Below are 12080 nucleotides of genomic sequence, written 5' to 3'. Positions count from 1 at the left end.
GTGTTCGGCCAGGCCAAGGTGCTGACCGCCACGGTCACCGCCGTCGCTCCCGGTGCCGGCGTCCCGACGGGGACGGTGTCGTTCTTCGACGGCGCCACCCTGCTGGGCACCGCCACCCTCGTCGCCGGCGTGGCCACCTTCACCACCTCCGGCCTCAGTGTCGGCAGTCACGCGCTGACCGCTGTTTACAGTGGAAGCGCCCGCTTCAACGGATCGACCTCACCCGTCGACACCCAGACGGTCGCCAAGGCCAACACCACAACGGCGCTCACCTCGGCGCCCGACCCGTCGGTGTTCGGCGAGCCCAAGGTGCTGACCGCCACGGTCACCGCCGTCGCTCCCGGTGTCGGCGTCCCGACGGGGACGGTGTCGTTCTTCGACGGCGCCACCCTGCTGGGCACCGCCACCCTCGTCGCCGGCGTGGCCACCTTCACCACCTCCGCCCTCAGTGTCGGCAGCCACGCGCTGACCGCCGTCTACGGCGGAAGCGCCCGCTTCAACGGATCGGCCTCACCCGTCGACACCCAGACAGTCACCAGCCCAGCTCTCCCGATCCTGAAACTCGTCGTTCCGCCCTTCGGGCCCGCTGGCGGTGGCAACGACGTCATTCTCATCGGCTCGAACCTCAACGGCATCACCGGGGTCACCTTCGGCGGCGTTCCGGCCGTTATCGTCTGGCAGTACTCGGGAGCCATCGTCGCGGTCGTGGCACCGCCCCATGCCCCCGGCACTGTGCCGGTCGTTGTCCACACGTCGTCCGGCCCCAGTAACCCGATGTCCTACACCTATTTCTGAGGCGCCCCAACGGTCGTCTCGTAGCCCAGCCCTCGGCGTGCGTCGAGGCGGGTGGTAGCGGGTCCGCCCGGCTCAGGTCGTTCCGGCCAGGTGCTGGCGTGTGACTGTGCGCCGGCGAGCTTCCAGCGGCGCACCTGCGCAGGACGCGGAGCTCCTCTGCCCGCGCGGCGATCCGCCGCGCGGGCAGAGGAGCGCAGGTACTCCCACGGTCGGGGAGCCGCGGCCCGTGACGGCGTAGTGGCCCTCGGACGCCAGCAACGACGAGTTATGACCGAGCGACCGAAGCAAGGTCACCGTGTCGCCGGCGGCGTCAACATCGTGCTTGAAGTCCACTCGCACCTCGGCCGGAACCCGGTGCGATTGCATCAGATGCTTAACCTCGATCTTTCGTGACGGTTCGTCGGTTCATCCGGGGGGCCGTTTCGACTTGTTCGGGCGGTGGTGGGCAGGCCGGTGGTCCGGCTGATGCGCCGGGTGGGCACCGGGTTCCACGGCTCCGGAAGTGAAGGCTGCTCGTCGGGATAGGGCGTTGTGGCTGATCAGCCGGGGTCGGGCAGGGCTTGCAGGCGCTCGAAGGCGCTGGTGATCAGGTCGGTCCAGGGCCAGTGGCGGGCAGGGCGGAGGTATCGGCGGCCGGTGGTGGCGAGCTGGGCGGGGGCGGAGAACGGCCGCAGTCGCAGGCGCTTGGGCTCCCACCGGCGGGTGGGTCCGGTCAGACCCGAATCCGCAGGTAGTGGCCGATGGCCTGTCAGTTGATCTCTGGATGGGTCGTGGGCCCGGGTGCGGGGCGTGTGGGTAGGCCGAGGGCCCGGCTGTCGTGCCGGGTGAGCGGCTTTCCAGGGCGGTTGCGGGCGGCTCGGGCCGGGGCGAGGCGATCGGTCAGGCGGGCAGGAGGTGCCGGTGGGCGCGGATCCGGGCCAGCGTCTGGGCGATCAGCCTGTCGGCGGCGGGGGTGAAGCGCAGGTCGTGGCGGCGGGCGGTGACCGTCCAGCGGGCGGCGCGGCGGATCAGCAGCCGGCGCACTGTTGCGATGCGACGCCTCGCGGCGCCGAGCGGGGCGAGCATCTGCAGCCACGCGGACAGGTTGTAGGTCAGCAGTGCACCCCACATCCACATGCTGTTGATCTGGTGGGAGGCGGAGGGCAGGTGGTTCGGTCCGGCTCCGTGGGCGCTGTCGCGGAAGAGTTCCTCGATCCTGGTGCGGCGGCGGAACTCCCACTCCGCCGTCGCGATCTCTCCCCCAGCCTTCGGCCGGGAGGTACCCCCACGTCCAGGTCCAGTTCCTCGTTGGTGGCGATGAACGAGTAGGCCTACGCCTGTTCCTCCAGGCCGTCCAGGACCAGAGCGAATTGGTCCTTACCGACGGTCCGCGAGCGGCGCGAGCGCGGGTCCGCGGACAGCTCGACCGCGTCGTGACGCACCCGGCGAGCGACCAGCCTCGTGCCCTCGGGCCACCCGCCGGGCACGGCAGGTGTCCTTGCAGGTAGAGCGATCAGGCGTAGAGAACCTCGATCGTCTCAAGCCCGCACGGCCACCTGTCGTCGTATCAGCCACCGACCGCCACCACTACCTGCGGATTCGGGTCAGAGCGAGCATGGGCGTCCAGGCGAGCAGATCGAGTGTGAGCTGGACGATCTCCAGCCAGGCCTGGTTCTGCGTGGCGTCGTGCAGGGGCAGGTTGCGCAGACCGGTGTCGCGGGCGGCGCGGATGCGGTCCCGGTGCGGGCACGCCGGCGGTGCCGCAGCTCGAGCCGGGCGATCGGGGCGTGGGTGGACGATCGCCGCCTCGTCGTACTCCGGGTTGCCGAAGGTGTGGTCGTAGTTGGTGGTGGGTGTCGATCACGGTGCTGCACAAGCCACCCAACTCCCGGTCGATCCAACGGCTGAGCAGCCGACTGAACGGGGGTCGCCACCAGCAGTTCATGGACACGGGAGGCAAGCGAGTTGACGGGGTCGGCCATGGATCTCCTCAGACGGGGGTGGCGCACGCGGTCGGCACGAACGTACGGCAATGGCCGGACAATGGGAGGAGATCGGGAGGATTTCGACGGTATGGCGCACCGGCCCGCCGCGTGGACCGGCGGACCGTCACGAAAGATCGGGGTTGACGAAAAGCTGAGACATTCCGTCGCCTTGATCAGCTGGTGGCAACGGTGACCGTGCGGTGGTCGTCGTCAACGGGGCCACCACGGAGGTCACCCATCATCCGGACGTCGTTGAAGCCGGCGGTCAGCAGGGCGGATCGCAGCTGGCTGCGGGAGTACATGCGAGTGCGGCAGCCCCTGGACCAGCCAGGGCGTGAGTAGCGGACGTGGGCGAGCTGGCTGTTCCAGCCGAACCAGGACTCCTCCTGGAGATCGCCATGCCGCACTTGCTTTGTGCTGATCTCCTCGTTCTCCGTGGTCCGGATCTCGTGCATCGCCTGCTCCAGAGTGGAGAGCTCCATGAGCAGTCGGCCGCCGGGAAAAGACGCCAAGATCCGGAAGTGGGCGAAGCGGAACAACGTCGAGCTGTGCTGCTGACCGTGGCAGTTTTCGTCCTTGCCGGCTTCCGCCCTCGCCACCGCCTGCGGCGTCAGTCTGACCGTCCTTGAACGTGTCGGCGGCGATGCGCGCGAAGGTGCCGAATATCAGCTGACGACGCGTCGGACAAGTCAGCATCGATCCGGGCAGGCGCTGTTACGGATGGTCGAACCCTGTGATGCGCCAGCTGTGGGAGTGCGTGCCGACGGGGCCTGGCCGAGAGCTCGCGTGAGGGTGTCGAGAGTGCTGCGGGCGGGGAGTACAGCAGTCGGCCTGCCGCACTCCCCGCCCGTCGATTGCGCAGGTCAGCGGGTGCGTCCGCGCGGCTTCAGCGGGGTACCGGGGAGCTCGGGGGCGGGCAGGCGGTCGCCCGGGTAGCCCCGGACCTCGCCGAAGCGGTCGGAGTTCGCGGAGCTCATCCATTCCTCGCGGGCTCGGGTGACATCGTCGTTCGACCGTCCGATGAAGTTCCACCACATACCACGTGATCCGCGTTTCTTCCCAGGTCAGGGGTGTGGCGGACCATCTGCGCTCAGCAGAACGTCAGCATCGGACGGGATGGAGACCGCAGAGGATGGCCCCGAGGACCCTGGCCCGCGGCATGGGCACCTTCTTCAAGACCTGCGAGCACCCGCAGTCGCGGTGGTCGAAGTGCCCGCACACCTACGTGATCCGGTTCCGCAACGCCTCCGGGCGGCAGACCGAGGAGTCCGGCTTCGCCACCCAGGACAAGGCGATCGACCGGCTCACCGAGATCTACCGGGCGAAGCGCGAGAACCCCTGGGGCCAGAGCAAGGCCGAGCGCAACCGCAAGTACGGCGCGATGAACTTCGGCGCCTACACCGAAGAGTGGAAGGCCGGCCAGCGCGCGCTCGCCCCGGCATCGCTGCGGCATCTCGAATCCCTGCTGGAGCACCACCTCTACCCGGCGTTCCACAGCCGCCGGATGGCCACCTTCGACCACAAGGTCGTCGACGCCTTCATCCAGACCATGGAACGCAACGGCGTCGGCCTGGCCACCCAGGCCAACGCCTTCGACAAGCTCAAGTCGATCCTGCTCGACGCCCAGCGCCTCGGCCTCTACCCGGAGAACCCACTCGACGGAGTCACCCCGCCCCAGTACGACCCGAAGCGCGCGGTCATCCCTGCCCCGCTCCAGCTGCGCGGGATACGCGAAGCCGGGGACGAGGCCTTCAACTTCGTCGCCGAGCACCTCGACGCCCGCTCCGGGCCGCTGTCCTGGTCCGACCGCACGCCGCTGCGACCCGGATGTGCTGTCCTGGCGGCCCGGGCATCGGTGAACGCGGGCGGGAGTACCTCTTCGAGCCGTTCCACCGCAGCCGTCACGGGGCCGGCGGCCGGGTCGCGGGCGTCGGCCTCGGCTGACCGTCGCTAAGGGCTTCACCGAGGCGATCGGCGGCGAGCTGACCGTCGGGACCACCCCGGGCGGCGGCACCACCTTCGTCTTCGGGCTCCGCCGCGCCGACACCGGTTAGCGTGCGTGCGCCCCTGCGGCGAGCGGCAGTGGTGTGCCGCTCAGGGCGGCGAACTCCAGGCTGCGCAGCAGCTCGGACGGGGAGACGGTGACGACCCTGCAGGCGGCGTGCGTGCGGCAGTAGTGGGCGGTCGACCCGTGCAGCGCCCGCCGCAACCGGCCATGGCCGGCGGAACCGACCACGATGAGGTCGCCCTGCGAGCCGACGGCGGAGACCAACGCGGGACCGGCGTCGCCCCGGACCACCATGGGGTGGACGACCGGATTGGTCGGGTAGCCGCCGAAGGCCTGTTCGAAGGCGGTGTCGACACGCTCGCGGGCGGCGTACGCCAGCTCCGAGAGTGGGCGGAGGTCGTCGCCGTCGGACGGCTGCCAGGCGGTCACCGGTACCAGGACCGCGCTGCGCGCGGCCGCCTCCGGGACCGCGCGGTACAGCGCGGCGAGACTGCCCAACGACCCGTTGAGTCCGACGATCACGCGCGTGGTGCCGGTCATGGCCGTTCAACTCCTCTTCCGTGCGGGCGGCTGTCCACCCGCACGTCCAGTGAAGTCCGCACCCGTGCCGGAGGGGCTGGCGCTGACGGAACCATAACGTCCGGATATCCGGCCTTGGCGGTTCCCTGACGAGTGCCGGCTGCTGGTCGCGGCCGGGGAGGATGCCGGATAGGCGGGTCGATCGGGCGTCCTCAGCGTGCGATGGCGGGGCCGGTCCAGTACACGACCTCGTCACGGACCGGGTGGAAGCCCGCGGCCACGGCCAAGGCCCGGCTGGCCAGGTTGACCCGGGAGGCGGCCCAGGTCGGGGTCAGGCCCGCGTCGCGCGCGGCGCGGGCGGCGGCCGTGACGCAGGCGAGGGCGAGGTCCAGCCGGCGGAACGCCGGATCGGTGGCCACGGCGATGTCCATGTGCCGGCGCCCGACGAGATGCCCGCAGGCCACCGAGGCCAGGTACGGGCCGAGGACGGCGCCCCAGGCGAAGCCGCTCGCGGCCAGCTCCGCGTGCCCGCCCCAGGTCCGCGTCAGCCAGTGGGGCAGCTCGGGCGCCGACGCGGATGCCGCGGATCGGGCGCTGAACCGCTCGAACCGCCGCGCGTCCGAGGGGGTCAACGGTCGTACCCAGTCGTTGACATGGGGGGAGACGGGCCGTGGCGGGCCCTGCTGGACGTAGACCGTGCGAACCCAGGGGGTCACGTGGGTGAAGGTGCGCCCCAGCAGCGGGAGGAAGCGCTCCGGCGCCGTGAACTGGCCGCGGCCGAGCGGGGCCAGAGCCGCCGGATCGAGGTACCGGGGGTCGCCGCGGAGCAGCCGCTCGGGACCGCTGTGCACGAGGAGCACCCGGGCGGCGTCGGGCCGGTCGGTCCACCAGCCGCCATGGCCGGTGCGTTCGACGTGGGCGGCGATCGCCTCGGTGCCGGGCTCCTCGACCGGCAGCAGGCTGGTGAAGGGCAGCTGGGTGGTGGTGACGGACACGGCTCCAGTGACTCACCCGCTGCGGCTCCGCCGCACCCGGGTTGACGCAAGCCTGGCGCGCACGAACCCGGCTCTGACGCAACCCTGACGCCACGCCCGGCCGATGTGCTCCGCCAGGCCTGGCGCCCGCACCTACTACCCGGTCTCTGGTCGCTGTCGATCGGGGACCTCCGCCGCCGTCGTGCTGGTCGGCTGGGGCCGTGCGCGACTGGGTTCTGAAGATCTGATGACGAGTCACACCAGCGTCAGGAATGCGTAAGGAGGGCGGGGCGGACTTGCCCCGGGCGTTCGGTCCGAGTTTCATGAAGCACATGAACCGCTCGACACGCCACCACGACCGTCCGCCGCATACGCGGCCGCGGGTCGTCGCTGTCGCGGTCCCCACCGCGGTCCGGTAGCGCGGGGCTTCACGCCCGCACGCCTCGGGCCGGGCGAACTGCGGCCGATTCGGCCGGGGTTCGCCCCTCTCCTCCGCCACCCGCCCTGGCGCATTGCCGCGTCGCCATCCGTTCACGGATCCGGGCTGGTGCGCGTTTCACCGCAGCACACTTTCCGCACGGACGGCACCTGCCGGGAGCGACATCGCGCTCGGCGGCACCCCGGCCGTGCCCTCTCACCCTTGGATGGGTCATGTCCGACGTACTTCTGTCCGCCCGCACCGCCCTCGTCACCGGCGCCTCCTCCGGCATCGGCTGGGAGACCGCCCGCCTCCTCGCCGGGCACGGCGCCACCGTCCTCGTGCACGCCCGGACGGCCGCCGAGGCTGAGGACGCCGTCGAGCGACTGGTCGCGGCCGGCGTGCGGCGTGACCAACTCGTAGAACTGGCCGCAGACTTCACCCACCTTGCCGAGATCGCGGTGCTGGCCGGCACGGTGGTCAAGCATTACCCGGCGCTGGACCTGCTGGTCAACAACGCCGCCGTCATGGCCCCCGAGCGCTGCACGCTCACCGACGACGGCAACGAGGTCTCGCTGCAGGTCAACTTCCTGGCCGCGCACCTGCTGGCGAAGCTGCTGCGGGCCCCGCTGTCGGCGGCCGGCGACGCCCGGATCGTCAACGTCTCCTCCTCGCTGCACCGCACCGCCTCGATGAACTGGTCGGACCCGCACCGGGCGAAGAAGTACTCGCGGGTCGCCGCGTACGCGCAGTCCCAGCTCGCGCTGACCATGGACACCCGTGACATGGCCCCGGCCGGGTCCGGCATCACCGCCGTCAGCCTCAACCCGGGCCAGTGCGACACCGCGCTGCTCCCGCTGTACGGGCGGACCGGCGCGCCGGCGGCGGAGGGCGCGGCGGCCGTCGTCCGGCTCTGCCTGCCGGACACAGAGCTGATCAACGGCGAGTACTACGACGGCGGCGACCTCGCCCCGACCGCCGCCATCGCGCAGGAGGAGCGCTCGCAGCGCCGCCTCGCCAAGCTCGCCGACCAGCTCGTCGCCCAGGCCTGACCCGCACCGAGGAGAACACACACCATGTCCAAGCGCGCCCGAAAGAAGAAGGCCCGCCGCAAGAAGAAGGCGAACCACGGCCGCAAGGCCGGGCAGAGCTGACCCCGTGAACCCACCCGGCGCCGCGTGCCACCGGCACCGGGTGATCCGAGCGGCCCCCGGTGGCCTCGTCCGGACCGTGGCGGACGACGGCCCCGGGGGCCTAAGTGAGGCTGTGGCCTCGCCCGGGGTTCGGCCGGGCGTCGGGCATACGCTGCCGTGGTGAACGAACTTCGTTTCAGGGGTGGGTACCTCAAGGCCGATCGGCGCGGGGTGGCGTTGTTTCTGGCCACGCTCGCCTTCCAGATCGTGGCGGGTGTGGTGCGGGTCGGACTGGTCGGAACGCTGTGGATGATCGGTGCGATGGCCGTGCTGTTCGCCGTCCTCCTCACCTTGTACCCACGCAGCTGGACCGCGGTGGGGAGGACGGCATCCGGATCTACCGGGGCCTCGGGCGGGTCCGCAGCTACCTGTGGCGCGAGATCCGCTGGATAGCGGAGCGCAGGCAGCGCAACCAGGGCGGGGAATCCACCAGCGTGCGGATCACCCTGGTGGACGGCCGCCGGCGGACATTGCCCGGCCTCCACTCGAACGTCGTCTTCCCCGATCCGCACTTCGAGCTGAAACTCGCCCAGGTCCGGGCCCCATGGGAGCGGCACGCCGACGAGTCCTTGCGGATCGGCCCCCTGACACCTGAGCGGCCGCTACGGCGGCTGCGCGGCGTATTGCCCGGCGTCCTCGCCTGCGTCGCCGCCATGCTGACCGCGGCCTTCACCGTCCAGCTGCTCGACGGCCTGGACGCGGCCCGCCGCTACGACTCGGCGCCGCTCTGCACGGTCGTGCCGCCCGTCGCCCCGGGCAGGTGCCGGGCGGCGGAGCAGCACGAGGTCGTCCGGATCGTCCCGGACACGGACGGTGGCTCCGGCGCGGAGCTGATGGTGCGCAGGGAGTCGGACTACGACCACCGGACGCTCCACTTCGCTGCACTGCCCGCACGCCTCCGGGAGCTGCACAGCGGCGACCTGGTCCAGGTGACCACCGGGCTCGACGGCCGCACCGCCACCCAGCTGAGCGTCGACGGGGTCTCCGCCCCGACCGTCGACTCCCCGGACCGCCAGGTCGGTGAGTACACGGCGATGCTGGTCTGGATCCTCACCGCGACCGTGCTGTTCACCGCGTGGTGCGTCGCCACCCGGCGCGCTCCCCGCGGCCGCTACCCGTGGTGGGCCCCGCTCGCCCTGCCCGGTCTGCTCGCGGCCGTAGCGATCGCCGGCCGCACGGAATCCTCCGCAGCGCTGCTCACCCCCTGGTCCTACTGGCCCGCCGCCGCAGCCCTCCTCCTCACCCCGGCCCTCGGCTACGCCGTCATCGGGCCGGTCCGCGCCGCCCGCCGCCGGAGGCTGGCACCGGAGAACGCCAATCCCTGAGCAAGGGCGGCAGGCGTGACTTCGGCGCTTCAGGGTGATGGCCGTGGGAGGCCGAGCGTAGAGTCCGAGGAATCCACCACCTCGAAGCGCCAAAGTCAGTAACCGCGCGGTCCGGGTGCTCTTCGGCGACGACCCGCAGCCGCCCAGCGCGGCGTTCGGCATCATCTCCGAGGACGGCAAGGACACGCTGGCCGGGTGGACCACACCCTGACGCTGGCCGCGAGGCGGGACAGCCGGCGCTCTGGTTGACGGCTGGCTCCTGTTCACCCCTGGTGCGATGGTGATCAGCGTGCCCTGGCAGCTGTCCTCCGCTCCCAGAGCGGGACCACCCGGCCCGCCTGGGCGCCCAGTGCGGTCCATCGCGGCGATCCGGCCCCGCGCGGGGAGTGGCGGAGCCGGAGAAGCTCTGGTCGAGTGGAGATGCGGGTGTACGAGCCTCGGGCAGCCACGTTGTCCGAGGCCCGAAACGTTTCGGACAACCCGGGGTCTCGGACGCATGACGCGGATATCAATGCCGCGTCAATGTTTAAGGATCGCCCATATGGAGGGCGTCAGGGGCCGGAGGCGTGTCCCGGCCGACTGGTTGGCTGCTCCCCGCCGGTCTTCCCCCGGTGCCGTGACGCCCACGTGGCGCCCCACGGTTCCATTCCATGAGCCACTCTGGCGGAGCCCATGTCCGATCTCATCTACGTCGGTGTCACGGTTGCCGTGTTCGCCGTCCTCGCCCTGATCGCGAAGGGGGTGGAGAAGCTGTGAGCGCGGAAAACCTCGCAGGTCTCATCGTGGCCGTCGCGCTCGTCGGCTACCTCGTCGTGGCGCTGATCTTCCCGGAGAAGTTCTGACATGGGATCCACTCTCGCGGGCTGGATGCAGGCCCTGGCCCTGGTCGGGGCGCTGGCCCTGTGCTACCGCCCCCTTGGCGACTACATCGCCAAGCTCCTCACCACCGCCAAGCACCTCAGAGTCGAGCGCGGCGTCTACAAGCTGATCGGCGTCGACGGTGACGCCGATCAGCGCTGGCCGGTGTACCTGCGATCGGTGCTGGCCTTCTCGGCCGTCTCGGTGCTCTTCCTGTACGGCCTGATCCGCCTGCAGACCTTCCTGCTGCTGAACCTGGGCGTTCCGCAGATGGAGGGCCACCAGGCCTGGAACACCGCGATCTCGTTCGTCACCAACACCAACTGGCAGTCCTACAGCGGCGAGTCCGCGATGGGCCACCTGGTGCAGATGGCGGGCCTGGCGGTGCAGAACTTCGTCTCCGCGGCCGTCGGCATCGCCATTGTGGCGGCGCTGATCCGGGGCTTCACCCGCAACAGGACCGACCGGGTCGGCAACTTCTGGGTGGACCTGGTCCGGATCAACCTGCGTCTCCTGCTGCCGCTCGCGATCGTGTTCGCACTGGTCCTGGCCGCCAACGGCGTGATCCAGAACTTCCACGGCTTCCACGAGGTCACCAACCTGGCTGGCGATGTCCAGAAGATCCCGGGCGGCCCGGTGGCCTCGCAGGAGGTCATCAAGGAGCTGGGGACCAACGGCGGCGGCTTCTTCAACGCCAACTCGGCGCACCCGTTCGAGAACCCGACCGGGTTCACCAACTGGCTGGAGATCTTCCTGCTGCTGGTGATCTCCTTCGCGCTGCCGCGCACCTTCGGCAAGATGGTCGGGGACAACCGCCAGGGCTACGCGATCGTCGCCGTTATGGCGATCTTCTGGGTCGGCTCCGCGGCTCTGCTGACCTTCGCCGAGTCGCAGCACCACGGTGCCGCGCTGCAGGCGGCGGGTGCGGCGATGGAGGGCAAGGAGCAGCGCTTCGGCGTCGCCGCCAGCTCGCTGTTCGCCACCTCGACCACGCTGACCTCCACCGGTGCGGTGGACTCCTTCCACGACTCGTTCACGCCGTTCGGCGGCGGTCTGACGATCTTCAACATGATGCTGGGTGAGATCGCGCCCGGCGGTACGGGTTCCGGCCTGTACGGCATGCTGATCCTGGCGATCGTGGCGGTGTTCGTGGCCGGTCTGATGGTCGGGCGCACTCCCGAGTACCTGGGCAAGAAGCTCGGCGGCCGCGAGATGAAGTTCGCGTCGCTGTACATCCTCACCACCCCGACGATCGTGCTGGTCGGCACGGGTGTGGCGATGGCGCTGCCGGGTGAGCGGGCCCAGATGCTCAACGCGGGTGCCCACGGTTTCTCCGAGGTGCTGTACGCCTTCACCTCGGCCGCCAACAACAACGGTTCGGCGTTCGCCGGTATCACCGTGAACACGGACTGGTACGACACCGCGCTGGGCCTGTGCATGGTGTTCGGCCGTTTCCTGCCGATGGTGTTCGTGCTGGCGCTGGCGGGCTCGCTCGCGCAGCAGCAGCCGGTTCCGGCCACTCCGGGCACCCTGCCCACCCACAAGCCGCTGTTCGTCGGGCTGCTGTCTGGTGTCGTCCTGATCGTCGTCGGCCTCACCTACTTCCCGGCCCTGGCCCTCGGGCCGCTCGCGGAAGGTCTCTCCTGATGTCCACCCCTACGCTCACTCCTTCTCCCGCGCCGGTCGGTAAGTCCGACGGCAAGGCTTCCCACAGAGTGGCCAGCGGGCTGCTCGACCCCAAACTGATCGTCACCTCGTTGCCGGACGCGGTGAAGAAGCTCGACCCCCGGGTGATGGTCAAGAACCCGGTGATGTTCGTGGTCGAGGTCGGCTCGGTGGTCACCACGATCTCCGCGATCGCCAACCCGTCCGTGTTCGCCTGGTCGATCACCGTGTGGCTCTGGCTGACCACGATCTTCGCCAACCTGGCGGAGGCCGTCGCCGAGGGCCGCGGCAAGGCCCAGGCCGACACCCTGCGCAAGACCAAGACCGAGTCCGTCGCCCGCCGGCTCACCAACTGGCCGGC

At 70.5% G+C, this 12080-nt stretch carries 12 protein-coding genes and 3 pseudogenes; 9 read left to right on the top strand and 6 right to left on the bottom strand.

Annotated features, from left to right (window positions below; all coding sequences use genetic code 11):
• Nucleotides 1-795, top strand: a 795-nt coding sequence (locus ACWCYO_RS38500) for an Ig-like domain repeat protein (RefSeq protein WP_449786798.1), incomplete at its 5' end; no start/stop codon positions are given.
• Nucleotides 796-1674: 879 nt separating this feature from the next.
• Here ACWCYO_RS38500 and ACWCYO_RS38495 read toward each other — a convergent pair.
• The 4 genes and pseudogenes from ACWCYO_RS38495 to ACWCYO_RS38480 form a co-directional block, all read right to left on the bottom strand.
• The gene (locus ACWCYO_RS38495) at nt 1675-2028 is read right to left on the bottom strand and encodes a transposase (protein ID WP_270150767.1); all 354 of its coding nucleotides are present in this window, start codon (nt 2026-2028) and stop codon (nt 1675-1677) included.
• A gap of 348 nt (nt 2029-2376) precedes the next feature.
• Nucleotides 2377-2552, bottom strand: a pseudogene (locus ACWCYO_RS38490) (IS1380 family transposase); the annotation flags it as partial.
• A 380-nt stretch (nt 2553-2932) separates the two neighbouring features.
• Nucleotides 2933-3358 (bottom strand): hypothetical protein, encoded by a 426-nt coding sequence (locus ACWCYO_RS38485; RefSeq protein ID WP_449786797.1) that lies wholly within the window; start codon nt 3356-3358, stop codon nt 2933-2935.
• A gap of 264 nt (nt 3359-3622) precedes the next feature.
• Nucleotides 3623-3796 (bottom strand): annotated as a pseudogene (locus ACWCYO_RS38480) (pirin family protein); the annotation flags it as partial.
• Between the two features lie 95 nt (nt 3797-3891).
• Here ACWCYO_RS38480 and ACWCYO_RS38475 point away from each other — a divergent pair.
• On the top strand, nt 3892-4713 hold the full coding sequence (locus ACWCYO_RS38475; RefSeq protein WP_270140970.1) for a hypothetical protein: 822 nt from the start codon (nt 3892-3894) through the stop codon (nt 4711-4713).
• Between the two features lie 96 nt (nt 4714-4809).
• Here the strand turns inward: ACWCYO_RS38475 and ACWCYO_RS38470 are convergent, their stop codons facing one another.
• Together ACWCYO_RS38470 and ACWCYO_RS38465 are read right to left on the bottom strand one after the other, a co-directional pair.
• Nucleotides 4810-5307 carry a universal stress protein gene (locus ACWCYO_RS38470; protein ID WP_449786796.1) on the bottom strand — a complete coding sequence of 166 codons (498 nt, stop codon included), beginning with the start codon at nt 5305-5307 and terminating at the stop codon, nt 4810-4812.
• Nucleotides 5308-5498: 191 nt separating this feature from the next.
• Nucleotides 5499-6281 (bottom strand): GNAT family N-acetyltransferase, encoded by a 783-nt coding sequence (locus ACWCYO_RS38465; RefSeq protein WP_449786795.1) that lies wholly within the window; start codon nt 6279-6281, stop codon nt 5499-5501.
• A 630-nt stretch (nt 6282-6911) separates the two neighbouring features.
• On the opposite strand from ACWCYO_RS38465, the gene ACWCYO_RS38460 reads away from it, so the two are divergent.
• The 7 genes and pseudogenes from ACWCYO_RS38460 to ACWCYO_RS38430 form a co-directional block, all read left to right on the top strand.
• Nucleotides 6912-7730: an SDR family NAD(P)-dependent oxidoreductase gene (locus ACWCYO_RS38460; protein WP_270140964.1), complete on the top strand. Its 819-nt coding sequence runs from the start codon at nt 6912-6914 to the stop codon at nt 7728-7730.
• Between the two features lie 24 nt (nt 7731-7754).
• Nucleotides 7755-7832: a 50S ribosomal protein bL37 gene (locus ACWCYO_RS38455; protein ID WP_391732224.1), complete on the top strand. Its 78-nt coding sequence runs from the start codon at nt 7755-7757 to the stop codon at nt 7830-7832.
• Nucleotides 7833-7991: 159 nt separating this feature from the next.
• On the top strand, nt 7992-8264 hold the full coding sequence (locus tag ACWCYO_RS38450; protein WP_449786794.1) for a hypothetical protein: 273 nt from the start codon (nt 7992-7994) through the stop codon (nt 8262-8264).
• Nucleotides 8265-8305: 41 nt separating this feature from the next.
• Complete coding sequence (locus ACWCYO_RS38445) at nt 8306-9196, top strand: hypothetical protein (RefSeq protein WP_449786793.1); 891 nt, start codon at nt 8306-8308, stop codon at nt 9194-9196.
• A 752-nt stretch (nt 9197-9948) separates the two neighbouring features.
• The gene (gene kdpF / locus ACWCYO_RS38440; RefSeq protein ID WP_037830997.1) at nt 9949-10038 is read left to right on the top strand and encodes a K(+)-transporting ATPase subunit F; all 90 of its coding nucleotides are present in this window, start codon (nt 9949-9951) and stop codon (nt 10036-10038) included.
• A gap of 1 nt (nt 10039) precedes the next feature.
• The gene (gene kdpA / locus ACWCYO_RS38435) at nt 10040-11701 is read left to right on the top strand and encodes a potassium-transporting ATPase subunit KdpA (RefSeq protein ID WP_449786792.1); all 1662 of its coding nucleotides are present in this window, start codon (nt 10040-10042) and stop codon (nt 11699-11701) included.
• Nucleotides 11701-12080, top strand: a pseudogene (locus ACWCYO_RS38430) (potassium-transporting ATPase subunit B); the annotation flags it as partial. The gene kdpA and the pseudogene ACWCYO_RS38430, both read left to right, overlap by 1 nt.

This window comes from Kitasatospora sp. NPDC001683 (genome assembly GCF_053596495.1).
This window is presented reverse-complemented; position numbering and strand designations above follow the sequence as displayed.